Genomic DNA, 24,067 nt, shown 5'->3' with positions numbered 1-24,067 from the left:
CCACACGCAGCATGGAACCGATCAAAGTTGGCCTGTTGGGCTTCGGCACCGTCGGCAGCGGCACCTTCACGGTGCTGAACCGCAACCAGGAAGAAATCAAGCGCCGCGCGGGGCGCGGCATCGAGGTCGCGCGCATTGCCGTGCGCAACCCGGCCAAGGCGCAGGCCGCGCTCGGCGGTGACGCCGGCGGTGCGCAAATCACCGATGATTTCAACGCGGTCGTCGACGATCCGTCGATCGCGATCATCGCCGAGATGATCGGCGGCACGGGCATCGCGCGCGAGCTCGTGCTGCGCGCGATCGCGAACGGCAAGCACGTCGTGACGGCGAACAAGGCGCTGCTCGCGGTGCACGGCACCGAGATCTTCGAAGCCGCGCGCGCGAAGGGCGTGATGGTCGCGTTCGAGGCGGCCGTCGCCGGCGGCATTCCGATCATCAAGGCGCTGCGCGAAGGCCTGACCGCCAACCGCATCCAGTACATCGCAGGCATCATCAACGGCACGACGAACTACATCCTGTCGGAAATGCGTGATCGCGGGCTCGATTTCGCGACCGCGCTGAAGGCCGCGCAGGAGCTCGGCTACGCGGAAGCCGATCCGACCTTCGACATCGAAGGCATCGACGCCGCGCACAAGGCGACCATCATGAGCGCGATCGCATTCGGCGTGCCGGTCCAGTTCGACCGCGCGTACGTCGAAGGCATCAGCAAGCTCGACGCGACCGACATCCGCTACGCGGAAGAGCTCGGCTACCGGATCAAGCTGCTCGGCATCACGCGCCGCGCCGAAAACGGTATCGAGCTGCGCGTGCATCCGGCGCTGATTCCCGAGAAGCGCCTGCTCGCGAACGTCGAAGGCGCGATGAACGCGGTCGTCGTGCACGGCGACGCGGTCGGCACGACGCTGTACTACGGCAAGGGCGCGGGCGCGGAACCGACCGCGTCGGCGGTCGTCGCGGATCTCGTCGACGTCACGCGCCTGCATACGGCCGACCCCGAGCATCGCGTGCCACATCTCGCGTTCCAGCCGGACAGCCTGTCGAACACGCCGATCCTGCCGATCGAGGAAGTGACGAGCGGCTACTACCTGCGCCTGCGCGTGGCCGACCAGACGGGCGTGCTCGCGGACATCACGCGCCTTCTCGCCGAGACGGGCATCTCGATCGACGCGCTGTTGCAGAAGGAATCGGAGCAGGTCGACGACGCGAACGGCGAAACCGACATCGTCCTGATCACGCACGAGACGCTCGAGAAGCACGTCAACAAGGCGATCGCGCAAATCGAAAGCCTCGCGACGGTGGTCTCGAAGGTGACGAAGCTGCGCATGGAAGCGCTGAACTGAGGACCAGGAACGACATGAACTACATCTCCACGCGCGGCGCCGGCATCGGCGAGCGCCACACGTTCTCCGACATCCTGCTCGGCGGTCTCGCGAAGGACGGCGGGCTGTACCTGCCGGCCGAGTATCCGAAGGTGTCGGCCGACGAACTCGCGCGTTGGCGCGCGCTGTCGTACGCGGATCTCGCATTCGAGATCCTGTCGAAGTTCTGCGACGACGTGCCGGCCGACGACCTGCGCGCGATCACGCGCCGCACGTATACGGCCGCCGTGTACAGCAACACGCGCCATGGCGAGAACGCGTCCGACATCACGCCGCTGAAGACGCTCGGCACCGAGAACGGCACGGCGCTGTCGCTGCTCGAACTGTCGAACGGCCCGACGCTCGCGTTCAAGGACATGGCGATGCAGCTGCTCGGCAACCTGTTCGAGTACACGCTCGCGAAGCACGGCGAGGCGCTGAACATTCTCGGCGCGACGTCGGGCGACACGGGCAGCGCGGCCGAATACGCGATGCGCGGCAAGGCCGGCGTGCGCGTGTTCATGCTGTCGCCGCACAAGAAGATGAGCGCGTTCCAGACGGCCCAGATGTTCAGCCTGCAGGATCCGAACATCTTCAACCTCGCGGTCGAAGGTGTGTTCGACGACTGCCAGGACATCGTGAAGGCCGTGTCGAACGATCACGCGTTCAAGGCGCAGCAGAAGATCGGCACGGTCAACTCGATCAACTGGGCACGCGTGGTCGCGCAGGTCGTGTACTACTTCAAGGGCTATTTCGCGGCGACGCAGTCCAACGACGAGCAGGTGTCGTTCACGGTGCCGTCGGGCAATTTCGGCAACGTCTGCGCGGGTCACATCGCGCGGATGATGGGCCTGCCGATCGCGAAGCTCGTGGTCGCGACCAACGAGAACGACGTGCTCGACGAGTTCTTCCGCACCGGCGCATATCGCGTGCGCAGCGCGGAGAACACGTATCACACGAGCAGCCCGAGCATGGACATCTCGAAGGCGTCTAACTTCGAACGCTTCGTGTTCGACCTGCTCGGCCGCGATCCGGCACGCGTGATGCAACTGTTCCGCGACGTCGAGGAGAAGGGCGGATTCGACCTCGCGGCGAGCGGCGATTTCGCGCGCGTGGCCGAGTTCGGCTTCGTGTCGGGCCGCAGCAGCCACACGGACCGCATCGCGACGATCCGCGACGTGTTCTCGCGCTACGACACGATGATCGATACGCACACGGCCGACGGCGTGAAGGTCGCGCGCGAGCATCTCGACGCGGGCGTGCCGATGGTCGTGCTCGAGACGGCCCAGCCGATCAAGTTCGGCGAGACGATCCGCGAAGCGCTCGATCGCGAAGCCGAGCGGCCGGCCGCATTCGACGGGCTCGAGGCGCTGCCGCAGCGTTTCGAGGTCGTGAAGGCCGACGCGCAACAGGTGAAGGACTTCATCGCCGCGCACACGGGCGCGTAACGCAGCGCCGGGCTGCCGGGTTCAGGCCCGGCGGCGCAGGACGGCCGGAATGCCGATTCGTCGCACGGATCGGGGTTCCGGCCGTTTTGTTTGGTGGCGGCCGCGCGGCGGTCGTCCGATGCCGCGCGAAACAAGTGTCAGTGCCGCGCGTTCGCGCCGATCACAGTTGTCGCATGTCCGCCATATCGCACGTGCGCGCGACGGCGTCGCTACAATGACGTATTGACGCCAACGATCCCCCGATTCCATCGATGTCGAACCCGAATTCCGTGGCGCCGCGCGCGCCGATGCTGTCGACCGCGGAAGCGCTCGCCGCGCTGCTCGAAGCCGCGAAGCCGCTGCCCGGCGCCGAAACCGTCGCCACGCTCGATGCGCTCGGCCGCGTGCTGGCGGCCGACGTGAGCTCGCCGCTCGACGTGCCGCCGATGCATACGAGCGCGATGGACGGCTATGCGGTGCGGGTCGCCGACCTGCTGCACGGCGATCGGCGCCTGCCGGTGTCGCAGCGGATCCCGGCCGGCCATCCGGCCGCGCCGCTCGCGGCGGGCACGGCCGCACGGATCTTCACCGGTGCGACGGTGCCGCCCGGCGCCGACGCCGTCGTGATGCAGGAACAGGCGTCCGCCGACGGCGACGCGGTCGAGATCCTGCATACGCCGAAGGCCGGCGAATGGATCACCGCGCAGGGCGCGGACATCCGCCAGGGTTCGGTGATCCTGCCGGCCGGCACGCGGCTTACGCCGCAGGCGCTCGGCCTGGCCGCCTCGGTCGGCTGCGCGCGGCTGTCGGTCGCGCGGCGGTTGCGGGTCGCGGTGTTCTTCACCGGCGACGAACTGACGATGCCGGGCGAGCCGCTGAAGCCCGGCGCGATCTACAACTCGAATCGCTTCACGCTGCGTGGGTTGCTGGAGCGGCTCGGCTGCCACGTGACCGACTACGGGATCGTGCCCGACTCGCTCGCCGCGACCCGCGACACGCTGCGCGAGGCCGCGCGCGATCACGACGTGATCCTGACGAGTGGCGGCGTATCGGTCGGCGACGAGGATCACGTGAAGCCGGCCGTCGAGGCCGAAGGGCGGCTCTCGCTGTGGCAGATCGCGATGAAGCCCGGCAAGCCGCTCGCGTTCGGCGCGGTGCGCCGCGGCGACGAGCGTCCCGACGCGCACTTCATCGGGCTGCCGGGCAACCCCGTGTCGAGCTTCGTCACGTTCCTGCTGTTCGTGCGGCCGTTCCTGCTGCGCCTGTCGGGCGTGCGCGACGTCGCGCCGCGCGCGCTGTCGCTGCGGGCGGACTTCTCGCAAAGCAAGGGCGACCGGCGCAACGAATTCCTGCGCGCGCGCGTCAATGCGGCCGGCGGCCTCGACCTGTTCCCGAACCAGAGTTCGGCGGTGCTGACGTCGACGGTCTGGGGCGATGGCCTGATCGACAATCCGCCGCAGCACGCGATCAGCGCGGGCGAGACCGTGCGTTTCATTCCGTTTTCCGAACTGCTGTCGTAACGCGACGGCTTCCCGACCTATGAAGATTCAGCTGAAATTCTTTGCAAGCGTGCGCGAGGCGCTGGGTGTGTCCGACGAGCAGGCCGAGGTGCCGGACGGCGTGACGACCGTCGGTGACGTGCGTGCATGGCTGCGCCTGCGCGGCGGCGCGTGGGCCGAGACGCTCGCCGAAGGGCGCGCGTTGCGCATGGCGTGCAATCACGAGATGACCGACCCCGACACGCGGCTCACCGAGGGCTGCGAGGTCGCGTTTTTTCCGCCGGTGACGGGCGGTTGAGGGGTTTGTCATGGCAACCATACGAATCCAGACCGACGATTTCGACCTGAACGCCGAAGTGGCGGCATTGCGTGCGCGTAACCCGAAAATCGGAGCGGTCGCGTGTTTCGTCGGCACCGTGCGTGACCTGAACGAAGGCGATTCGGTCGCCGCGATGGAGCTCGAGCACTATCCGGGGATGACCGAGAAGGCGCTCGAGAAGATCGCCGCCGAGGCCGGCCGGCGCTGGCCCGGCATCGACGTCGCGATCGTGCATCGCGTCGGCCGGCTGCTGCCGCTCGACCAGATCGTGATGGTCGCCACCGTCGCGTCGCACCGCGGCGACGCGTTCGCGTCGTGCGAGTTCGTGATGGATTACCTGAAGACCGAGGCGCCGTTCTGGAAAAAGGAAACGACGCCGGACGGCGAACGCTGGGTCGATGCCCGCAGCACCGACGATGCGGCGCTCGCGCGCTGGGGCGTCGAATCGGGCAACACGCCGCGCTGAGCGCGGCATTCGCGTCGTGCGGCAATCTGCCGCGGGCGCTCGAGCGTTCCAGCGTTCAAGCGCCGTGAATCGCCGTGTCAGGCGTCCGGATCGACGCTGCGCCCGATGATCTTCGTCGGAAACGGCTCGCCTTGGGCGCGCGACGGCAGCGCGTGAGAATCATCGCCCGCATCCCGGCGGCGCGGCGCGATCGCATCGAGCAGCGCCTGCTGCTCGGGCGGAATCTGATAGTCCCAGCCGAAGCGGCTCAACTGCAGGCTCTGCGCGATCCGCAGCGCAGGTTCCATGAAGCGGATCGCCGCGGGCGGCGTGTAGCTCCCCTCGACGGTCTTCAGGAACAGTGAGAGCCACCGGCTGAAATGCGCGGGCGCTATCCCGTCGAGCGGCTGGTGCGCCTGCTGCACGTTGCCGCGATAGCCTTTGGTGCCGAGCACGAGGCTCGACCAGAAGCTGACCATCTTCGGCAGATGGTCGTCCCAGCGGCCGTCCAGCTTCGCGTCGAACACGGGCCCGAGCAGCGGATCGGCGCGCACGCGGTCGTAGAACGCGTATACGAGGTCGCGGATATTGTCTTCGGTCGGTTCGGCGTCGCGCGGGCGGGCGGGCGCGGTATCGGGCGAGGCGGGCAGGGCAGTCATCGCAAAAAGGGGCGGAAAATCGGGGCGTTGGCGGGGCCCGTCGACGCGGCAGCGCGGGCAATGCGCAGGACGCCGACCGGATTTTGACGCAAAATAGCGTCGACCCATGCCTGAAAAATGCGTGGATTCCATGCATCTTATTGCGCGCAGGCCGTCCCGGCAACCCGGCGCCTTCAAGCGCTCCCGACAGCCGGTCCGGCGCGCTCCGATCGACCCCGTCCGCATGATCGGGACACGATCGATCATTTTCCGTATTCGCTCATGAGACTCACCGACTACACCGACTACTCGCTGCGCGTCATGCTGTATCTCGCCGTGCGCGGCGAGGGGCTCGCGACGATCCAGGAGATCTCGGACGCCTACGGCATCTCCAAGAACCATCTGATGAAAGTCGTCCAGCAGCTCGGTGAGCTCGGCTGGGTCGATACCGTCCGCGGCCGCAACGGCGGGCTGCGACTGTTCCCCGACTCGCTGAAGCTGACGGTCGGGCAGGTCGTGCGCGCGACCGAGAGCGATTTCGCGCTGGTCGGCTGCTTTTCGGCCGACGGCGGCGAGTCGCGCGGCTGCGTGATCGAGCCGCAGTGCCGCCTGAAGGGCGTGCTGGCGGCCGCGCGCGATGCGTTCTTCGCCGAACTCGACGGCCACACGCTTGGCGAACTGGCCGAACCCGCGTCGCCGCTCGCCACCCTGCTGGGCATTCGTCCGATCGCGCTGGTGCGTGCCGAGCCGTCCGGGGATGACGCACCGGCGTCTGTGGTAGCACCGTCGAAGGCCGGCTGACACGCCGGCGTTACCCCGCATCCCGCTGCCCTGTGCCCATGGACCGCTCCATGTGTTTTTTGCGCTGAATCAACCCGAATTTCGCTTGAAACCCGCATAAGCATCCTCATCTTGGTGTTAATCGAAAATTGGAGGTCTCGACTAAATGAGAATCGACAAGCTCACCACCAAGTTCCAGGAAGCACTGGCAGACGCGCAAAGCCTTGCGGCAGGCCGCGACAATCAATACATCGAACCGGTTCACGTGCTGGCGGCGCTGGTCGCGCAGCACGACGGCTCCGCCCGCTCGCTGATGTCGCGCGCCGGCGTTCACGTGCAGGCGCTGCAAGGCGCGCTGAACGAGGCCATTTCGCGCCTGCCGCAAGTGACGGGCACGGGCGGCGACATCCAGATCGGCCGTGAGCTGGCCGGGCTGCTGAACCAGGCCGACAAGGAAGCGCAGAAGCTCAACGACACGTTCATCGCGAGCGAGATGTTCCTGCTCGCCGTGTCCGACGACAAGGGTGAAGCCGGCAAGCTCGCCCGCCAGCACGGCCTCACGCGCAAGTCGCTCGAAGCCGCGATCGCTGCGGTGCGCGGCGGCTCGCAGGTGCACAGCCAGGACGCCGAAAGCCAGCGCGAGGCGCTGAAGAAATACACGGTCGACCTGACCGAGCGCGCCCGTGCGGGCAAGCTCGACCCGGTGATCGGCCGCGACGACGAAATCCGCCGCTCGATCCAGATCCTGCAGCGCCGCACCAAGAACAACCCGGTGCTGATCGGCGAGCCGGGCGTCGGCAAGACCGCGATCGTCGAAGGGCTCGCGCAGCGGATCGTCAACGGCGAAGTGCCCGAGACGCTGAAGGGCAAGCGCGTGCTGTCGCTCGACATGGCCGCGCTGCTCGCCGGCGCGAAGTATCGCGGCGAGTTCGAGGAGCGCCTGAAGGCCGTGCTCAACGACATCGCGAAGGACGAAGGCCAGACGATCGTGTTCATCGACGAGATCCACACGATGGTCGGCGCCGGCAAGGCCGAAGGCGCGATGGACGCGGGCAACATGTTGAAGCCGGCGCTGTCGCGCGGCGAATTGCACTGCATCGGCGCGACCACGCTCGACGAATACCGCAAGTACATCGAGAAGGACGCCGCGCTCGAGCGCCGCTTCCAGAAGGTGCTCGTCGACGAGCCCAGCGTCGAGGCGACGATCGCGATCCTGCGCGGGCTGCAGGAGAAGTACGAACTGCACCACGGCGTCGACATCACCGACCCGGCGATCGTCGCCGCGGCCGAGCTGTCGCACCGCTACATCACCGACCGTTTCCTGCCGGACAAGGCGATCGACCTGATCGACGAGGCTGCGTCGAAGATCAAGATGGAAATCGATTCGAAGCCCGAAGAGATGGACAAGCTCGACCGTCGTCTGATCCAGCTGAAGATCGAGCGCGAGGCCGTGAAGAAGGAGCAGGACGAAGCGTCGCAGAAGCGTCTGCAGCTGATCGAGGAAGAGATCGACCGTCTCGGCCGCGAATATGCGGACCTCGAGGAGATCTGGACCGCCGAGAAGGCCGCGGTGCAGGGCAGCGCGCAGCTCAAGGAAGAGATCGAGAAGGTGCGGGCCGACATCGTGCGCCTGCAGCGTGAAGGCAAGCTGGAGAAGGTCGCCGAACTGCAGTACGGCAAGCTGCCGCAACTCGAGTCGCAACTGAAGCAGGTCACGCAGGCCGAAGAGCAGGAGCAGCACAACCCGACGCGTCCGCGTCTGCTGCGCACGCAGGTCGGCGCGGAAGAAATCGCGGAAGTCGTGTCGCGTGCAACCGGGATTCCGGTGTCGCGGATGATGCAGGGCGAACGCGAGAAGCTGCTGCACATCGAGGAAAAGCTGCACGAGCGCGTGGTCGGCCAGCACGAGGCGATCAGCGCGGTCGCGGATGCGATCCGTCGTTCGCGCGCGGGTCTCGCCGATCCGAACCGTCCGTACGGCTCGTTCCTGTTCCTCGGCCCGACGGGTGTCGGCAAGACCGAGCTGTGCAAGGCGCTGGCGTCGTTCCTGTTCGATTCGGAAGAGCACCTGATCCGCATCGACATGAGCGAGTTCATGGAGAAGCACAGCGTCGCGCGGCTGATCGGCGCGCCGCCGGGCTATGTCGGCTACGAGGAAGGCGGCTACCTGACGGAAGCCGTGCGCCGCAAGCCGTACAGCGTGATCCTGCTCGACGAGATCGAGAAGGCGCATCCGGACGTGTTCAACGTGCTGCTGCAGGTGCTCGACGACGGTCGCATGACCGACGGGCAGGGGCGCACGGTCGACTTCAAGAACACGGTGATCGTGATGACGTCGAACCTCGGCTCGCAGGTGATCCAGGCGATGACGGGTGCGCCGCAGGAAGAGATCAAGGACGCCGTGTGGATCGAGGTGAAACAGCACTTCCGTCCGGAGTTCCTGAACCGGATCGATGACGTCGTCGTGTTCCACGCGCTCGATCGCAGCAACATCGAATCGATCGCGAAGATCCAGCTCGCACGCCTGCACGACCGGCTCGCGAAGCTCGACATGGCGCTCGACGTGTCGCCGGCGGCGCTCGAACAGATCGCGAAGGTCGGCTACGATCCGGTGTTCGGCGCGCGGCCGCTGAAGCGCGCGATCCAGCAGGAGATCGAGAACCCGGTCGCGAAGCTGATCCTCGCGGGCCGCTTCGGCCCGAAGGACGTGATCCCGGTCGACGTCAACGACGGCGAGTTCGTGTTCGACCGCGTCGTGCACTGATCGCCGCTGATCGGCCGCCCGCCCGGTTCGCGCCGGGCGCGCAAAAACAAACACCCCGCTCAGGCGGGGTGTTTGCATATGGAGCGGCCGGAACTGCTGCCCGGGCCGTCAGCCGGTGCGGTGCGGGCTCAGGCCTGCTTGTTGCCGCCGAACATGCCGGCGAGTTGCGTGAGCGTGCCGAGCACGTTCGACGTATCGACCTGGCCGCCAGCCGGCACTTCGCCGTTCGGCGTCGCGCCGTTGACGACGTGCGGCAGCACTTGCGCGAGGATCGACGAGGCCTGCGACGGATCGATGCCGACCTTGGTCGCGAGCGCGCCGACGACGTCGGAGCCGAGCACGTTCTGCAGCGTGTCGCCCGAGATCGGCTGGTTTTCGCCGGTGCCGACCCACGAGCCGATGATGTCGCCGGCGCCGCCGGCCTTGAACTTCTCGATCAGGCCGTTCAGGCCGCCCGGCTGGTTGTTGATGAATTCGAGCGCGGTCGTGATGAGCGCGCTTTGCGAGTTGCCGCCGGCCTGGCCGCCGATCAGACCGCCAACGATGTCGAGGAGACCCATGGTTCTTCACCTTCACTGAAAAGGGCGCCGCAGCAACGGCGCCCGTTGATCGAATGCCGCGCGCACGCCGTCGCGCGCGCGGCGCACATCAGGCGCCCGACGCCGCGGCGGCGGAGGCTGCCTTGTCCTTCTTGCTCTTCTTCTTCGACCCCTTGGTCGCCTTCGTGGACGACGCCGCGGCCGGCGCGCTCGCGCCCGCGTCGGCGGATGCCGCCGCGGCTGCGGCCGCCTTCTCTTTCTTCGATGCGCGCTTGCTCTTGGCCGGCTTGGCCGCCGCTTCCGGCGCGCTGGCGGCCGGTGCGGTCGCCGTCGTGCCGGTCGTCGCGGTCGTCGGCGTCGATGCGGTGCCTGCCGACGTCGTGGCCGACGTGGTCGCCGACGTCGTCGCGGCCGGCTTCGACAGCTTCACGCCCTTCGGCGGCGTCGACGAGCCGCCGACCGTCAGGCCGTTTTCCTCGAGATGCCCGACCGACTTCGTGCCGAGACCCTTCACGCGGTTCGCGAGATCGTCCGCGTCCTTGAACGGGCCGTTCTTGGTGCGTTCGTCAATGATCGCCTTCGACTTCACGGGCCCGAGCCCCTTCACCGATTCGAGCGCGGCCTGGTCGGCCGTGTTGACTTCGACGGCCGTGGCGAGGCCGGCGGCAAGCGACAGCGACAGCGCGACGAACAGCATCAGCAGCTTTTTCAGCATGGCAAGGGCTCCCTGGTTCTGACGGATGAATGGGCGTTGCAACGGACGGCGGGGCGAGACCCGGCCGGGCGTCGCCGTTAAGCATAGGACAAATGCGTGCCCTTTTTAAGACAGGCGATGACCGAATCTTGCTGAAGGCTTGCGCCGCTGTAAAGACAGAAAGCTGCGCCGGGCAGTGGTTTTGACCATTCTTTACGGTGTCCGCGCTGCGGTCCGCGGCGCGGACTGCAAATTATTTGATATGGCCGTGCGACGATGCTTGACTTAGAGTGAACTCTAACTCCTAACCTTGTTCCTGCCATGTCGAAAACCGTATCCAAACCTTCCGCCGCCGGTCCGCTGACGATCGGGCAAGTCGCCGAACTGACCGGCGTGTCGACGCACACGTTGCGGTATTACGAGCAGGCCGGCCTGCTGCGCGCGATTTCGCGCACGGCGGCCGGGCACCGGCTCTATGCACCGGCCGACCTTGACTGGCTTGCCTTCGTGATGCGCCTGAAGGCGACCGGCATGCCGATCGCGCAGATGCAGCAGTTCGCAGCGCTGCGCTCGCAAGGCGAGTCGACGTTCGGTGAGCGGCGGCGGTTGCTGGCCGCGCATCGCGATGCGGTGCGCGCGCATATCGCGGAGCTGCAGGCGAGCCTCGACGCGATCGGCGACAAGATCGCGTACTACGAGACGCAGGAACGCGAGACGGAACGACGGGCGAATCCTACTCATTCACCCTCTGAACAGGACGGACACCATGGAACAACGCGTTGAAGACCGCTATACGCGCGGCTGGAACAAGCTGAAGGAAATCGACGGCGAAGTGGGCGAGCGCGTGATCGCGGCGCTCGCGCCGATCGCGCCCGACTTCGGGCGGCTGATCGTCGAGTTCAGCTTCGGCGATATCTACAGCCGGCCGCAGCTCGACCTGAAAGCGCGCGAGATTGCGACGATCGCCGCGCTGGCTGCGCTCGGCAATGCGCAGCCGCAACTGAAGGTGCATATCGAGGCCGCGCTGAACGTCGGCTGCACGCGCGCCGAGATCGTCGAGGTGTTCATGCAGATGGCCGTCTACGCGGGGTTCCCGGCCGCGCTGAACGCATTGTTTGCCGCGCACGAGGTGTTCACGCGGCGCGATGACGCGCTCGGCGAGGACGGCGCCGCGACTGAAGCGGCCGAGCACACGGCGTGATGCGAAGCGTGCCGATGCGTCGCAGGCATCAGATGCGGTGCGGCGCGACGATCCGGTGCTTGGCGATTCGCCGGTACAGCGTCGCGCGCGAGATGCCGAGCGCCTGCGCGGCCGCGTCGGGCCGCCAGCGATGCGCGGTGAGCGCCGCGACGATGCGGCCGCGTTCGTCGTCCGGCAGGGCGCCGGCCGGACCGGCGCCGAGCTGCGCGGCGAGATCGGCCGGCAGGTCGCGCCGCGTCACGCATGCGGCGTCGCATACCGCGCACGCATAGCGCAGCACGTTGCGCAGCTGGCGCACGTTACCGGGCCACGGATAGGCGGCGAGCTGCGCGGCGAGCGTCGGGTCGAGCGTGAGCACGTGGCCCGTCGCCTGCGCCTCCTCGGCGAACACCGTGGCGATCACGTCGCATACGTCCGCGCGCTCGCGCAGCGGCGGCAGCTCGAACGTCGCGCCGCTCAACCGGTAATACAGGTCCTCGCGGAACGTGCCGTCGGCCACCATCCGCGCGAGATCGCGGTGGGTCGCACAGATCACGTCGAGATCGACGCGCACGGGCGTGTCGCTGCCGAGCGGCACGACCTCGCCGTCGGCGAGCACGCGCAGCAGGCGCGTCTGCAGCGTGAGCGGCATGTCGCCGATTTCGTCGAGGAACAGCGTGCCGCCGTCGGCGAGCGCGATCTTGCCGCGCGCGCCGTGCTTGCGCGCGCCGGTGAACGCGCCGGCCGCATAGCCGAACAACTCGCTTTCGATCAGGGCCTCGGGCAGCGCGCCGCAGTTGACCGCGACGAACGGTCGCGCACGCCGCGCGCCGGCGTCGTGGATCGCGCGGGCGAACACTTCCTTTCCCGCGCCGGTTTCGCCCAGCACGAGGATCGGCAGCCGCTTGCTCGCGACCCGCAGCGCGAGTTCGGCCTGCTGCGCGACGCGCGCGTCGCTGCTGTGCAGGAACGGCGTCAGCGCGCCGACGTGGCGCTGCGCGGTGCCGGGGCGGCGCGATGCGGGGGCGGCCCGTGCGGTGCCGGTTTCGCGGCCGGCACGCCGTAGCGGGGCACGCAATCGCGCATAGAGCGGCGCGCCGGTCGCGCGCAGCCGCAGCGCGACGATCGCATCGAGCCGCGCGGCGTCGCGCAATGGCATCTCGGTTGCATCGAAGATCTCGTCGATATGGCGCGGTTCGCGCAGCGCCGGCAGCGCATCGCGCGCCTGCCGGTTCGCGGCGACGATATTGCCGCATTCGTCGAACGCAATCAGCCATTCCGGCTGTGCCTCGACGTAGTGACGGTTCGGATGCCCGAACAATATCCAGTGCTGCGCGGTGCTGTGCACGAAATAGCCGTCCTCGATCAGCGCCGCGCTCTGCCGCACGAGCTGGTACACGAGACGCTGGCTGTCGCGACCGTCGGGCGACTGGACGGCCGACGCATCGAGCACGCCGATCAGTTCGCCGCCCGGCGAGAAGATCGGGGCCGCGCTGCAGGTGAGTGTGGTGAACGCCGCGCGGAAGTGGTCGGTCTTGTGCACGGTGATCGGCGCGAGATCGGTCAGCACGCTCGCGACGCCGCAGGTGCCTTCCTCGCTTTCCGACCAGCACGAGCCGATGTGCAGCCCCGCATGGCGGAAGTCGTTGCGGCGCTCGCGGTCGATCCGGTAGTCGATCGTCACGCCATGCGCGTCGGTCAGCATCACGCAATAGTCGGCGACCCGAATCATGTCGTGCAGGCGCGTCAGGCACTGGCCCGATGCGCGCAGGAAGGCCTCCTCCTTGTCGCGCACCTCGCGCAGTTCGGCCGCGGTCAGCACGCGCGGGCCGATCGACGAAGCGGGGTCGAGCGCGTAGCGCTCGAGCGAGCGCTGCCACGACGACACGAGACGCGCGGAATCGGCCGGCGCGGGCAGGCGCCCGGCGAGCGCGCCGAGCACACGGTCGGCGTGCTGGGCCTGGGGGACGGCATAGGGCATGGTCGGCTCCGGTTCCGTACGGCGGGGATTTCGATGCTCTTGTAGCACATCCGCGGCAGCGGATCACATTGCATCGCAGCACGCGCGCGGCCTGAGACGTTCGTCTCACCGACATCTCAGCCCGTCTCGCGCAGCTGAGACGCGCGGACGTGCCCGGCAACACGGTGGTCGGGAGCGTGGCGGCGCGTGCCATGCCGCGATGCGCGTGGCTTGCCGGCCAAACGGCAATGACGATCACCGCGCCGAAGTCGCCGTGTCGAGGGATAGACCAGGTGAGACGCCCGGCCTGTTTCGCGGCGCTTCGAGCTGCCCGACAGCAGGTGCCGATGACGTGCGTACCCCGCCGAGCCAGCCTGTACGCGGGTTTCGCGGACGTTGCACACGCGGTGGCACGCCGCTTGCAGATGTGACGGGCAATGCCGGCGCAATCGCGTCGGCGACGACGATCCGCTGCCCTCGATGACGGCGGACGACACATGAAGGGCCGGTGCGCGAGCGCCGGTCCACTGGATGGAGACAAGCCCGTGACGACGCCCGTGACCGTCGGTGTGATCGCGAACCCCGCATCGGGGCGCGACATTCGCCGCCTGACGACGCATGCATCCGTGTTCCCCACTGCGGAAAAAGCCAACATGGTCGTGCGCCTGCTTGCCGGCCTCGGCGCGATGGGCGTCGAGCGCGTGCTGACCCTGCGCGACAAGACGGGCATCGCGACGCTGCTGATGCGTGCGCTCGATACGCATCGCGCGCTTGCCCCGCACGAACGCTGGCCCGACGTCGAATTCGTCGACCTGCCGATCTCCGACACGGTTGCCGACACGCACGCCGGCGCTGCCTACATGCGCCGGAGGGAAGTCGCGCTGATCGTCGTGCTCGGCGGCGACGGCACCCATCGCGCGGTCGCCGCGCACTGCGGCTCGACGCCGCTCGTCGCGCTGTCCACCGGCACCAACAATGCGTTTCCCGAACATCGCGAGGCGACCGTCGCGGGCATCGCGGCAGGACTCGCCGCGACCGGCGCCGTGCCGGCCGAGATCGCGTTTGTGCGCAACAAGCGGCTCGTCGTGCGCGGCGTGGCGGGCGCGAACGCGGGGCGCGAGGAGATCGCGCTCGTCGACGTGTGCGCGGCACGCCAGCGCTTCATCGGCGCGCGGGCGATCTCGGGGCCCGACGACATCGACGCGCTGTACCTGACCTTCGCGGAGCCGGACGGCATCGGCCTGTCCGCGCTCGGCGGCGCGTGGGCGCCGCTCGAGCGCAGCGCGCCGCACGGGCTCGCGATGCGCTTCGCCGCCGACGGCAACGCGGCCGGCACGCCGCTCGTCGCGCCGATCGCACCCGGCCGCGTCGATCGCGTCGTGATGCGCAGCTGCGAGCGGCTCGAGCCGGGTGCGTGGCAGACGATCCCGTTCGAGCGCGGCACGCTCGCGTTCGACGGCGAGCGCGAGATCGAGGTCGCGCGCGGCGATCGCTACGAGATCGCGCTCGACTGGCGCGGGCCGCTGACCGTCGATGTGGGCCGCACGCTGCGTTACGCGTCGTCGCGTCAGGTGTTGCGCGACGCCGGCGCGTGGCGCGGCTGACGCCAGCTTCACGTTTCACCGACGGCCGCAGGCCGTGCAATCCGTCGCCGGGGCGTTGCCGCGGCGGCATTCGCAGTCAGACCTACCAGGAGACACACATGACCGTTTCGACACAGCTCAGCAGGGACAAGCTGCTGGACGCCTACCGGCTGATGCGCACGATCCGCGAATTCGAGGAACGTCTGCACGTCGAGTTCGCGACCGGCGAAATCCCCGGCTTCGTCCACCTGTATGCAGGCGAGGAGGCATCCGCGGTCGGCACGATGCTGCACCTCGGTCTCGAGGACTACGTCGCGACCACGCACCGCGGGCACGGCCACTGCATCGCGAAAGGCGTCGACGTGCACGGCATGATGGCCGAGATCTACGGCAAGAAGACGGGCGTCTGCCACGGCAAGGGCGGCTCGATGCACATCGCCGACCTGTCGATGGGGATGCTCGGCGCGAACGGGATCGTCGGCGCGGGCGGTCCACTCGTGTGCGGCGCGGCGCTCGCGGCCAAGCACAAGAAGACCGGCGGGGTCGGCGTGTGCTTCTTCGGCGACGGCGCGTCGAACCAGGGCGTGATCTTCGAATCGATGAACCTCGCGTCGGTGTGGCGGCTGCCGGCGATCTTCGTGGCCGAAAACAACGGCTATGCGGAAGCGACGGCGTCGAGCTGGTCGGTCGCGACCGACAACATCGCCGATCGCGCGAACGGCTTCGGGATGCCCGGCGTGATCGTCGACGGCTTCGACTTCTTCGCGGTGCACGAGGCACTCGGCGAAGCGGTCGCACGCGCGCGCAGCGGCGGCGGTCCGACGCTCGTCGAGGTGAAGTTCACGCGCTACTTCGGCCACTTCGAAGGCGATGCGCAGACCTATCGCGCGCCGGGCGAAGTGCAGAAGCTGCGCGACGAGAAGGACTGCCTGAAGCATTTCGAAACGCGCGTCGTGCGCGCCGAAGCGCTGACGACCGACGAGCTGCGTGCCGTCGATGCCCAGGTGAAGACGCTGATCGACGACGCGGTCGCGCAGGCGAAGGCCGCGCCGCTGCCCGATGCGGCTGACCTGCTGGCCGACGTGTACGTGTCGTACCCGTGAATGCGATGTGACACGGCAGCCCTCAGTTGGCGGCCGGCACGGCGAACCGAATATCCCAGGAGACAGACATGGCAAGGAAGATCACTTATTCGCAGGCGATCAACGAGGCGCTCGCGCAGGAAATGGCGCGCGACGACAGCGTGATCGTGATGGGCGAGGACAATGCAGGCGGCGCGGGTGCGCCGGGCGAGGACGACGCGTGGGGCGGCGTACTCGGCGTGACGAAGGGGCTGTTCCACAAGTTTCCGGGGCGCGTGCTCGACACGCCGCTGTCGGAGGGGGGCTACATCGGCGCGGCGGTCGGTGCGGCCGCATGCGGGATGCGGCCCGTCGCGGAGTTGATGTTCATCGACTTCATGGGCGTGTGCTTCGACCAGATCTTCAACCAGGCCGCGAAATTCCGCTACATGTTCGGCGGCAAGGCCGTGACGCCGGTCGTGATCCGCGCGATGTACGGTGCCGGTCTGCGCGCGGCCGCGCAGCATTCGCAGATGCTCACGTCGCTGTTTACGCACATCCCGGGGCTGAAGGTCGTGTGCCCGTCGACGCCGTATGACGCGAAGGGGCTGCTGATCCAGGCGATCCGCGACGACGATCCCGTGATCTTCCTCGAACACAAGCTGCTCTACACGCGGGAAGGCGACGTGCCTGAGGAATCCTATGCGATTCCGTTCGGCGAGGCGAACGTCGTGCGCGAAGGCGACGACGCGACGATCGTCACGTACGGCCGGATGGTGCATCTCGCGACCGACGCGGCCGCGAAGCTCGCGAAGGACGGCATCCAGGTCGACGTGATCGACCTGCGCACGACGTCGCCGCTCGACGAGGAAACGATCCTCGAAAGCGCGGCGCGCACCGGCCGCGTGGTGGTCGTCGACGAGGCGAACCCGCGCTGCTCGATCGCGACCGACATCGCCGCGCTCGTCGCACAGCGTGCGTTCCGGACGCTCAAGGCGCCGATCGAGCTCGTGACCGCGCCGCACACGCCCACGCCGTTCGCCGGCGTGCTGGAAGACCTGTATATCCCGTCTGCCGATGCGATCGCGCAGGCGGTACTGAAGACGAGGAGCTGACACGATGTCGATTCACATGATCACGATGCCCAAGTGGGGGCTGTCGATGGAGCAGGGGCAGGTCAACGGCTGGCTGAAGGCAATCGGCGAGCGCGTGACGAAGGGCGACGAAGTGCTCGACGTCGAGACCGACAAGATCTCGTCGGGTGTCGAGTGCGCGTTCGACGGCACGCTGCGCCGGCAGGTCGCGCAGGAGGGCGAGACGCTGCCGGTCGGTGCGCTGCTCGGCGTGGTGGCGGCGGCCGACGCGAGCGATGCCGACATCGATGCGGCGATCGCCGAATTCCAGCGCGATTTCACGCCGAGCGCGGCGGCCGACGACGCCGGGGGCCCGCAGCCCGAGAAGGCGCAGATCGGCGGACGCACGGTCCGGTTCCTGAAGCTGGGCGATGGCACGGGCACGCCTGCCGTGCTGATCCACGGCTTCGGCGGCGACCTGAACAACTGGCTGTTCAACCATGCGGAACTCGCCGCGCACCGGCCCGTGTGGGCGCTCGATCTGCCCGGACACGGCGAATCGGCCAAGGCGGTTGAGACCGGCAACCTCGACGAACTGGCCGATGCGGTGCTCGCGCTGCTCGACGCGCAGCATATCGACCGCGCGCACCTGATCGGCCATTCGATGGGCGGCGCGGTCGCGATGGCGGCGGCCGAGCGTGCGCCGCAACGCGTGGCGTCCCTGACGCTGATCGCGAGCGCCGGGCTCGGTGCCGACATCAACCGCGGCTACATCGACGGCTTCGTCGCCGGCAACAGCCGCAATACGCTGAAGCCGCACCTCGGTGCGCTGTTCGCAGACCACGCGCTCGTCACGCGGCAACTGGTCGAGGACCTCGTCAAGTACAAGCGGCTCGAAGGCGTGCAGGCCGCGCTGGAGAAGATCGCGAACGCTGCGTTCGACGGCGCGGCCCAGCGGCGCGTGTTCCGCGACCGCGTCGCGTCCCTTGCGCCGCGCACGCTGGTGATCTGGGGCGAGCGCGACCAGGTGATTCCCGCGCAGCATGCGCAGGGCTTGCCGGACGGCGTGCGGGCCGAGGTGATTGCGGGCAGCGGTCATATGGTGCAGATGGAGGCGGCTGCCGACGTGAACCGCCTGATCGTCGCGTTTCTCGGAGATTGACGATGGCCGCCGCGCTCGAACGACCCAGCCTCACCGCGCTCGGCCAGCCGGGCGCGAGGAGCCGCGACAAGCTCGCGCGCATTCCGGTGCGCGTCGAGCCCGCGGCCGGCGCGGCGCTGCCGAAGCCGCCATGGCTGCGGGCGCGGCCGATGATGAGCGGGGCGGTCGCCGACATGGCGGCCGTGCTGCGCGATCACCGGCTGCATTCCGTGTGCGAGGAGGCCATGTGCCCGAACATCGGCGAATGCTTCGCGCAGCGCACCGCGACCTTCATGATCATGGGCGGGCTGTGCACGCGGCGCTGCCCGTTCTGCGATGTCGCGCACGGCCGTCCCGAACCGCTCGATCCCGGCGAGCCCGTGCGGCTCGCCGCCGCAGTCGCGGCGCTGGGGCTGCGCTACGTCGTGATCACGTCGGTCGATCGCGACGACCTGCGCGACGGCGGCGCCGCGCATTTTGCCGCCTGCATCGCGGCGGTGCGCGCGAGCGTGCCGGGCATCGGCGTCGAGGTGCTGACGCCCGATTTCCGGGGCCGCGTTCCCCGTGCGCTCGAGGCGTTGTCGTCGGCGTGGCCGGACGTGTTCAATCACAACATCGAGACGGTGCCGTCGCTGTACCGGGCGGCGCGGCCCGGCGCCGACTATCGCGGCTCGCTCGAACTGCTCGCACAGGCGAAGGCCGCGCGGCCGACGCTCGTGACGAAATCGGGATTGATGCTCGGGCTCGGCGAGCGCGACGACGAGGTGCGCGACACACTGCGCGATCTGCGTGCGCACGAGGTCGACGTATTGACGCTCGGCCAGTATCTCGCACCGTCCGCGCACCATCTGCCGGTGCGGCGCTACGTGAGCCCCGACGCGTTCGCCGCGTGGCGCGACGAGGGGCTGGCGCTCGGTTTCAGGGAAGTCGTTGCCGGCCCGCTCGTGCGGTCGTCGTATCACGCGGCCGACGTGCTGGAGGACGCGTAGGCCGCGGGCCGTGGGTCAGGCGTCGATGGACAGCTGCGCGCGGCTGACGCGGCGCAGGTAGAGGGCGAGTCCCGCACCGGCGAGCATCAGGCTGATCGTGTTCGCGAACCAGAAGCCGCGCGCACCGGTCAGCCATGCCGGCGCGATGCCGCCGATGTCGAAGCCGAGCACATAGCCGCCGCCGAGCCCGACGCCCCACAGCGCGACCGCGTAGATCACGGTCGGCACGACCGCGACCTTGTAGGCGCGCAGCACGAATGCCGACGTGATCTGCAGCGCATCGAAGAAGTGATAGCAGGTGACGATCGCGACCAGCGGCAGCGCGGCGGCCACCACGGCCGGGTTCGGCGTGTAGCCGCTGACGATCAACGGGCGCAGCGTGAACACGAGCACGCCGTACGCGGCCGCGATCCCGCACGCGAGCATCACGCTGTGCCGGCCGAGCAGGCGCGCCTCGTCCGGACGGCCGGCACCGAGCGCGCGGGCGACGAGCGTCGATGCCGCGACGCCGATCGACAGCGGCGTCATGTACAGCACCGCGCTGATGTTGCCGGCGATCTGATGGCCGGCGAGCGTCGTCGTGCCGAACTGTGCGATGAAGAGCGCCATGCACGTGAACGACGTGACCTCGATCAGGTACGACAGGCCCATCGGCACGCCGAGCTTGAGGATCGCCTTCTGGCGCACCCATACGGGCCAGCAAAAGCGCGAGAAGATCGCGAGCGGCGAGAACACGTCGAGCTTCGCGAGCAGCGTGAAGCCGATCAGCGCGAGCGCCCAGTTGATCAGCGTGCTCGCGAGCCCGCAACCGGGGCCGCCGAGGGCCGGCACGCCGAAGCCGCCGAAGACGAACCACACGTTGAGCGGAAACTTGAGCAGCAGCGCGCCGATCTGCAGGATCATCGCGAGGCGCGGCTTGCCGGCCGCGTTGGTCAGCGCGTTGTAGATCCGGAACACGAGGCTCGCCGGCAGGCCGTACGACAGGATGCGCAGGTAATCGACGGTGCGCTCGTGCAGCGCGGGCGGCGCGTGGGCAATGTGCAGCAGCGGTTCGGGAAAATGCAGCAGCAGGAAGCCGGGCACCGCGAGCAACAGCGCGAGCCACAGTGCCTGGCGGACTTCCTCGCCGATCTCGGCGTAGCGCCGGGCGCCGTACAGCTGCCCGGTGATCGGCTGCAGCGCGGACAGGATGCCCGTCATCCCGATGTAGATCGACACGTAGATCGACGAACCGAGCCCGAGCGCGGCCAGGTCGATGGCCGAGTAGCGGCCGACCATCGCCGTATCGATCACGCCGAACGCGATGATCGCGAGCTGGCCGACGAGCACCGGCCATGCGAGACCGACGATCCGGCGGATGTCGGCGAACATCGTCAATCGACCGTCCGGCGGCGCGGGCCACGGCGCTTGACGGGCGTCGTCGGCCGCTCGATGCGTTCGTACAGGCGGAAGCGCTCGTCGCGGTCGGCAACGCGGCGGCCTTCCCATACGAGACGCCACACGTATTGCGACATCGCGCTCGGCTCGCCGAAGTCCGCGCGGTCCTGGCGCAGGATCACGTCGCACTCGCCCGAGAATTCGAAGTGCATGTCGCCGAAGTACGCGAAGGTCGCGATCTGCGCATCACCGAGCCGCACGGGCGAGATGCACGCATAGTCTTTCGGCAAATGCGACGCGATCTGCTGCGCGACGTCGCTGTAGGTCCGGCCGTAGTTGACGATCGGCAGCCACAGCGTCATCAGCAGCACCCACATCAGCGTGGTGCCCGCGCCCGACAGCACGACGCTGCGCCACAGCACCTTCGGCTGGCGCGAGATGCGCCAGCGCGCGAGCAGGCACCAGCACACGGTGACGATCACCGCGCAGATGAACGACAGGATCTTGAAGTGCGGCTCGTAGCCCGGCACGAGGCGCGCGAGGTTGCGCGCGAGCGGATGCGGGAAGCCGGTGAGCGACGCGAGCCACACGAGCCACACGAAGGTGCCGAGGATCGTGAAGCTCAGCACCGCGAACCAGTCGATCGCGTTGATCGCGCCGCGTTTGAGCGTGGGCAGCGCGAAGGTGGCGAGCACCGCGAGCGGCGGCAGCAGGAGCATGTACATGCGGTTCGACTGCTGGCTCTGCAGGATCACGAGCGCGACGAGCGGCACGACGACCGACAGCGGAATCGCGATGTGCGCGCGGCGGCGCATGCCGGCCCAGCTCCACCAGGCCCAGATCGCGAGCGGCCACGCGGGCCACGTGAAGAGCGGCAGGTTCTTCGCCGCATAGCCGAGCACCGCGGTCGGCGGGCCCGAAAAGCGCATCAGGCTGCCGTGGATCCACTGGTTGAAGAACCACGCGGCGTCGTCGGGCGCCGCGTTGAAGGCGGCGAGCGGCCACAGCGCGGAGATCGCGGCCGCGAGCGGCACGCCGATCAGCGGCAGGCGCAGGTTGCGCATCTCCGGCGTGACGAGCCACAGCGCGGCCGTGCCGGCGAGCAGCGCGACCACGAGCACCGGGTTGCCGGACAGGGCGACGAGGCCCATCGCGACACCCCACCACAGCGCGCCCTGCATCGGTTTGTCGATGCCGCGCACGATGCCGTACACGAGCATCGCGATCCACGCGAACTGGGCGAGCTGCGGCGTCGTTTCGTGGCCGCGCTCCGCGAGCCCGAAGCATGCGACAAGGATCAGCAGCGCGCCGTCGGCGAGCGTGCGGCCGTAGTCGCGCGGCTCCGGCTCGCCGCCGAATGCGTACTTGAACGGCTGAACCTCGGCGCGCCGGCCGAGCAGGTAGGCGGCGTACCAGACGAACGCGCACGCGACACAGAACAGCACGCCCGTGTCGACGCGCGACGCGTTGCTCGCGTCGACCCACGGCGCCAGCGCGCGGATCGACAGCGCGCCGAGCCAGTAGCCGAGCGGCCCGTCGGTGGTGATGAACTTGCCGACCAGGTTCGGCAGCAGCCAGTCGTGCCAGCTGCCGGTGGCCATCGTCCACATCACGCCGAAGCCCGCCGCGTCTTCGTTCTTCCACGGATCCCGGCCGAACAGGCCGAATGCCGCGTAGACGAGGCAGAGCGTAAGCAGCAGCCAGCGCGGCAGCGCACGCGTGGCGGAGGCGGTGAGACGGACGACAGGCTTCATGCAGATGAGCGTTTTGTTATGGGCGGCCGGCGCGGGCGCGCGCGGTCGAGCCGGTTTCTAGCATCCGGCATTGTAGACGTGCCGGATGTTGCGCGTCAGGGGGTTCCTCAGGGCGCCGGCCGGCGGTTGCCGGGCGAGCAGAGACAAAAAAGGGCAGCCTGGGCTGCCCTTTTGTGCGATACCGGTGCGTTGCAACCACCGGATGCGGCGCGAAGCTTACTTCGCGAGTTTGCCGCTGGCGCGTGCGCCGAATTTGTTCTTGAACTTCTCGACACGGCCTGCCGTGTCCATGATCTTTTGCTGGCCCGTGTAGAACGAGTGCGATTCCGACGACACTTCGATCTTGGCGAGCGGGTAGGTCTTGCCGTCGAGTTCGATGTTTTCACGCGTCTGGATCGTCGAGCGCGTGATGAACTTGAAGCCGTTCGACATGTCTTGGAAGACGACTTCGCGGTAGTTCGGGTGAATGCCTTCTTTCATGGTCTTTCCTTGGTGAGAGCGGTAGCCAACCCGCCGCTTGCCGTGTCGGAGCGCACATTGCGCCTGCCAGACGACGCCAAGCCCGGCGCGAGCCACTTGCCTAAGGTCGAAAAACGGCGATTATGCCAGAAAATCAGATGGTTGACGAATAATTTTCATCACGCGCCGAGGGCGCCCGTCCGGGCCGGATCCTGCCGGTAGTAGCGCGCGAGCAGCCGGTACAGCTCCGGAAATTCGGACTCGAATGCGCGCGGCCGCACGAACAGCGCCTCGCTGCACACCGCGAAGAATTCCGACGGGTGGTCGGCCGCATAGGGATCGATCAGCGATTCCCGCTCGAAGCGCGCCCACGCACGGTCCGGCACCGCATCGACGCGTGCGCAGAACTGGTCGTACGCATGCTCGAACACGTCGGCCCAGGCCTGCGCGTCGAGGTGCGGCGCGTGCCAGCGGCGAAAAAGGGGCGGATAGCCGTCGGCCTCGCCGTTGACCATGTCGATCTTGTGCGCGAACTCGTGGATCACGACGTTGTACGCGTCGCGGCCGTCCGTCATCTGCGCGTCTTCCCACGACAGGATCACCGGGCCGCCTTCCCACGCTTCGCCGCTCGCGTCCTGCTCGACTTCATGGACGACGCCGTCCTCGTCCTGCACGGTCTTGCGGATCACGAATTCGCCTGGATACACGACGACGCCGACCCAGCCGTCGTACAGCGACAAATCCAGATTCAGCACGGGCAGGCACGCCTGCGCGGCGATCGCGACGATCATCTCGTCGGTCAGCTCGAGCCCGTGCGCGGTCGAAAACGATTTCTTCGCGATGAACAGGCTCGTGAGCTCGCGCAGCCGGCCCAGGTCGCCGGGCGTCAGCGTGGCGAGGAACGGCAGGCGCGCAACGGTGTCCTGCCACAACGCATCGGCAATCGGATGGCTGCGCAGCGCGCGGTCGCGGCGGCGGTCGTCGAACCAGCGGGTCAGTTTCGAGAGCATGGAGGCAGCGCAGGAAG

General features: G+C 68.2%; 22 protein-coding genes. 14 read left to right on the top strand and 8 right to left on the bottom strand.

Going from position 1 to position 24,067, the window contains the following annotated elements; genetic code table 11:
- The first annotated feature begins 11 nt into the window (after positions 1 to 11).
- The 5 genes from ACVK00_RS21525 (at position 12) to ACVK00_RS21505 (ending at position 5,069) form a co-directional block, all read left to right on the top strand.
- Positions 12 to 1,340, top strand: a complete 1,329-nt coding sequence (locus tag ACVK00_RS21525) for a homoserine dehydrogenase (RefSeq protein ID WP_284890725.1) — start codon at positions 12 to 14, stop codon at positions 1,338 to 1,340.
- Positions 1,341 to 1,354: 14 nt separating this feature from the next.
- Complete coding sequence (thrC, locus tag ACVK00_RS21520) at positions 1,355 to 2,806, top strand: threonine synthase (protein ID WP_284890727.1); 1,452 nt, start codon at positions 1,355 to 1,357, stop codon at positions 2,804 to 2,806.
- A gap of 251 nt (positions 2,807 to 3,057) precedes the next feature.
- A complete protein-coding gene (locus ACVK00_RS21515; protein WP_229050238.1) occupies positions 3,058 to 4,305 on the top strand; it encodes a molybdopterin molybdotransferase MoeA in 1,248 nt (415 codons plus the stop codon).
- A 19-nt stretch (positions 4,306 to 4,324) separates the two neighbouring features.
- Entirely contained in the window at positions 4,325 to 4,582 is a 258-nt protein-coding gene (moaD, locus tag ACVK00_RS21510; RefSeq protein ID WP_284890731.1) for a molybdopterin converting factor subunit 1, read from the top strand.
- 10 nt (positions 4,583 to 4,592) lie between these two features.
- On the top strand, positions 4,593 to 5,069 hold the full coding sequence (locus ACVK00_RS21505) for a molybdenum cofactor biosynthesis protein MoaE (protein WP_044847275.1): 477 nt from the start codon (positions 4,593 to 4,595) through the stop codon (positions 5,067 to 5,069).
- 77 nt (positions 5,070 to 5,146) lie between these two features.
- Here ACVK00_RS21505 and ACVK00_RS21500 read toward each other — a convergent pair whose 3' ends face one another.
- Positions 5,147 to 5,707 carry a group III truncated hemoglobin gene (locus ACVK00_RS21500; protein ID WP_284890887.1) on the bottom strand — a complete coding sequence of 187 codons (561 nt, stop codon included), beginning with the start codon at positions 5,705 to 5,707 and terminating at the stop codon, positions 5,147 to 5,149.
- Positions 5,708 to 5,968: 261 nt separating this feature from the next.
- Between ACVK00_RS21500 and ACVK00_RS21495 the strand changes: the two genes are divergently transcribed.
- Both ACVK00_RS21495 and clpB read left to right on the top strand, forming a co-directional pair.
- Positions 5,969 to 6,487, top strand: coding sequence for an Rrf2 family transcriptional regulator (locus ACVK00_RS21495; protein WP_284890735.1), 519 nt, complete (start codon positions 5,969 to 5,971; stop codon positions 6,485 to 6,487).
- A 145-nt stretch (positions 6,488 to 6,632) separates the two neighbouring features.
- Positions 6,633 to 9,230: an ATP-dependent chaperone ClpB gene (gene clpB, locus ACVK00_RS21490; RefSeq protein ID WP_228904485.1), complete on the top strand. Its 2,598-nt coding sequence runs from the start codon at positions 6,633 to 6,635 to the stop codon at positions 9,228 to 9,230.
- 128 nt (positions 9,231 to 9,358) lie between these two features.
- Here clpB and ACVK00_RS21485 read toward each other — a convergent pair whose 3' ends face one another.
- Complete coding sequence (locus ACVK00_RS21485) at positions 9,359 to 9,790, bottom strand: YidB family protein (protein ID WP_166724682.1); 432 nt, start codon at positions 9,788 to 9,790, stop codon at positions 9,359 to 9,361.
- An 88-nt stretch (positions 9,791 to 9,878) separates the two neighbouring features.
- On the bottom strand, positions 9,879 to 10,484 hold the full coding sequence (locus tag ACVK00_RS21480) for a ComEA family DNA-binding protein (RefSeq protein ID WP_228904483.1): 606 nt from the start codon (positions 10,482 to 10,484) through the stop codon (positions 9,879 to 9,881).
- Positions 10,485 to 10,784: 300 nt separating this feature from the next.
- Here ACVK00_RS21480 and ACVK00_RS21475 point away from each other — a divergent pair, with 300 nt between their 5' ends.
- The gene (locus ACVK00_RS21475) at positions 10,785 to 11,246 is read left to right on the top strand and encodes a MerR family transcriptional regulator (RefSeq protein ID WP_228904477.1); all 462 of its coding nucleotides are present in this window, start codon (positions 10,785 to 10,787) and stop codon (positions 11,244 to 11,246) included.
- Positions 11,230 to 11,664 carry a carboxymuconolactone decarboxylase family protein gene (locus tag ACVK00_RS21470; protein ID WP_284890740.1) on the top strand — a complete coding sequence of 145 codons (435 nt, stop codon included), beginning with the start codon at positions 11,230 to 11,232 and terminating at the stop codon, positions 11,662 to 11,664. Before ACVK00_RS21475 ends, ACVK00_RS21470 begins: the two co-directional genes overlap by 17 nt.
- A gap of 28 nt (positions 11,665 to 11,692) precedes the next feature.
- Here ACVK00_RS21470 and ACVK00_RS21465 read toward each other — a convergent pair whose 3' ends face one another.
- The gene (locus ACVK00_RS21465; protein WP_284890742.1) at positions 11,693 to 13,624 is read right to left on the bottom strand and encodes a sigma-54-dependent Fis family transcriptional regulator; all 1,932 of its coding nucleotides are present in this window, start codon (positions 13,622 to 13,624) and stop codon (positions 11,693 to 11,695) included.
- Positions 13,625 to 14,148: 524 nt separating this feature from the next.
- On the opposite strand from ACVK00_RS21465, the gene ACVK00_RS21460 reads away from it, so the two are divergent.
- The 5 genes from ACVK00_RS21460 (at position 14,149) to lipA (ending at position 19,450) form a co-directional block, all read left to right on the top strand.
- Positions 14,149 to 15,207 (top strand): ATP-NAD kinase family protein, encoded by a 1,059-nt coding sequence (locus tag ACVK00_RS21460; protein WP_284890744.1) that lies wholly within the window; start codon positions 14,149 to 14,151, stop codon positions 15,205 to 15,207.
- A gap of 98 nt (positions 15,208 to 15,305) precedes the next feature.
- Positions 15,306 to 16,289: a thiamine pyrophosphate-dependent dehydrogenase E1 component subunit alpha gene (locus tag ACVK00_RS21455; RefSeq protein ID WP_006753665.1), complete on the top strand. Its 984-nt coding sequence runs from the start codon at positions 15,306 to 15,308 to the stop codon at positions 16,287 to 16,289.
- A 68-nt stretch (positions 16,290 to 16,357) separates the two neighbouring features.
- Positions 16,358 to 17,362: an alpha-ketoacid dehydrogenase subunit beta gene (locus tag ACVK00_RS21450; protein WP_105785799.1), complete on the top strand. Its 1,005-nt coding sequence runs from the start codon at positions 16,358 to 16,360 to the stop codon at positions 17,360 to 17,362.
- A 4-nt stretch (positions 17,363 to 17,366) separates the two neighbouring features.
- Positions 17,367 to 18,482: an acetoin dehydrogenase dihydrolipoyllysine-residue acetyltransferase subunit gene (locus ACVK00_RS21445; RefSeq protein WP_284890748.1), complete on the top strand. Its 1,116-nt coding sequence runs from the start codon at positions 17,367 to 17,369 to the stop codon at positions 18,480 to 18,482.
- Positions 18,483 to 18,484: 2 nt separating this feature from the next.
- Positions 18,485 to 19,450: a lipoyl synthase gene (gene lipA / locus ACVK00_RS21440; protein ID WP_228904467.1), complete on the top strand. Its 966-nt coding sequence runs from the start codon at positions 18,485 to 18,487 to the stop codon at positions 19,448 to 19,450.
- 15 nt (positions 19,451 to 19,465) lie between these two features.
- Here lipA and ACVK00_RS21435 read toward each other — a convergent pair whose 3' ends face one another.
- The 4 genes from ACVK00_RS21435 to ACVK00_RS21420 form a co-directional block, all read right to left on the bottom strand.
- A complete protein-coding gene (locus ACVK00_RS21435; RefSeq protein WP_228904465.1) occupies positions 19,466 to 20,821 on the bottom strand; it encodes an MATE family efflux transporter in 1,356 nt (451 codons plus the stop codon).
- A 2-nt stretch (positions 20,822 to 20,823) separates the two neighbouring features.
- Positions 20,824 to 22,581 (bottom strand): ArnT family glycosyltransferase, encoded by a 1,758-nt coding sequence (locus tag ACVK00_RS21430; protein WP_228904463.1) that lies wholly within the window; start codon positions 22,579 to 22,581, stop codon positions 20,824 to 20,826.
- Between the two features lie 216 nt (positions 22,582 to 22,797).
- Complete coding sequence (locus tag ACVK00_RS21425; RefSeq protein WP_006761151.1) at positions 22,798 to 23,061, bottom strand: type B 50S ribosomal protein L31; 264 nt, start codon at positions 23,059 to 23,061, stop codon at positions 22,798 to 22,800.
- 158 nt (positions 23,062 to 23,219) lie between these two features.
- Positions 23,220 to 24,050, bottom strand: coding sequence for a M90 family metallopeptidase (locus tag ACVK00_RS21420; RefSeq protein ID WP_284890753.1), 831 nt, complete (start codon positions 24,048 to 24,050; stop codon positions 23,220 to 23,222).
- Between the last annotated feature and the right edge of the window lie 17 nt (positions 24,051 to 24,067).

The organism is Burkholderia sp. PvR073, assembly GCF_054055695.1.
Note: the sequence above shows the minus strand (reverse complement) of the source record. Positions and strands in the feature narration are given on the sequence as shown.

What these genes read in the sequence shown, in the direction of transcription:
- ACVK00_RS21505 (WP_044847275.1), top strand. Translation starts at nt 4,593, where the DNA reads ATGGCAACCATACGAATCCAGACCGACGATTTCGACCTGAACGCCGAA.
- ACVK00_RS21480 (WP_228904483.1), bottom strand. Translation starts at nt 10,484, where the DNA reads ATGCTGAAAAAGCTGCTGATGCTGTTCGTCGCGCTGTCGCTGTCGCTT.
- clpB (WP_228904485.1), top strand. Translation starts at nt 6,633, where the DNA reads ATGAGAATCGACAAGCTCACCACCAAGTTCCAGGAAGCACTGGCAGAC.
- ACVK00_RS21445 (WP_284890748.1), top strand. Translation starts at nt 17,367, where the DNA reads ATGTCGATTCACATGATCACGATGCCCAAGTGGGGGCTGTCGATGGAG.
- ACVK00_RS21435 (WP_228904465.1), bottom strand. Translation starts at nt 20,821, where the DNA reads ATGTTCGCCGACATCCGCCGGATCGTCGGTCTCGCATGGCCGGTGCTC.
- ACVK00_RS21455 (WP_006753665.1), top strand. Translation starts at nt 15,306, where the DNA reads ATGACCGTTTCGACACAGCTCAGCAGGGACAAGCTGCTGGACGCCTAC.
- ACVK00_RS21465 (WP_284890742.1), bottom strand. Translation starts at nt 13,624, where the DNA reads ATGCCCTATGCCGTCCCCCAGGCCCAGCACGCCGACCGTGTGCTCGGC.
- ACVK00_RS21475 (WP_228904477.1), top strand. Translation starts at nt 10,785, where the DNA reads ATGTCGAAAACCGTATCCAAACCTTCCGCCGCCGGTCCGCTGACGATC.
- ACVK00_RS21495 (WP_284890735.1), top strand. Translation starts at nt 5,969, where the DNA reads ATGAGACTCACCGACTACACCGACTACTCGCTGCGCGTCATGCTGTAT.
- ACVK00_RS21470 (WP_284890740.1), top strand. Translation starts at nt 11,230, where the DNA reads ATGGAACAACGCGTTGAAGACCGCTATACGCGCGGCTGGAACAAGCTG.
- ACVK00_RS21420 (WP_284890753.1), bottom strand. Translation starts at nt 24,050, where the DNA reads ATGCTCTCGAAACTGACCCGCTGGTTCGACGACCGCCGCCGCGACCGC.
- ACVK00_RS21515 (WP_229050238.1), top strand. Translation starts at nt 3,058, where the DNA reads ATGTCGAACCCGAATTCCGTGGCGCCGCGCGCGCCGATGCTGTCGACC.
- ACVK00_RS21450 (WP_105785799.1), top strand. Translation starts at nt 16,358, where the DNA reads ATGGCAAGGAAGATCACTTATTCGCAGGCGATCAACGAGGCGCTCGCG.
- moaD (WP_284890731.1), top strand. Translation starts at nt 4,325, where the DNA reads ATGAAGATTCAGCTGAAATTCTTTGCAAGCGTGCGCGAGGCGCTGGGT.
- lipA (WP_228904467.1), top strand. Translation starts at nt 18,485, where the DNA reads ATGGCCGCCGCGCTCGAACGACCCAGCCTCACCGCGCTCGGCCAGCCG.
- ACVK00_RS21525 (WP_284890725.1), top strand. Translation starts at nt 12, where the DNA reads ATGGAACCGATCAAAGTTGGCCTGTTGGGCTTCGGCACCGTCGGCAGC.
- thrC (WP_284890727.1), top strand. Translation starts at nt 1,355, where the DNA reads ATGAACTACATCTCCACGCGCGGCGCCGGCATCGGCGAGCGCCACACG.
- ACVK00_RS21425 (WP_006761151.1), bottom strand. Translation starts at nt 23,061, where the DNA reads ATGAAAGAAGGCATTCACCCGAACTACCGCGAAGTCGTCTTCCAAGAC.
- ACVK00_RS21485 (WP_166724682.1), bottom strand. Translation starts at nt 9,790, where the DNA reads ATGGGTCTCCTCGACATCGTTGGCGGTCTGATCGGCGGCCAGGCCGGC.
- ACVK00_RS21500 (WP_284890887.1), bottom strand. Translation starts at nt 5,707, where the DNA reads ATGACTGCCCTGCCCGCCTCGCCCGATACCGCGCCCGCCCGCCCGCGC.
- ACVK00_RS21430 (WP_228904463.1), bottom strand. Translation starts at nt 22,581, where the DNA reads ATGAAGCCTGTCGTCCGTCTCACCGCCTCCGCCACGCGTGCGCTGCCG.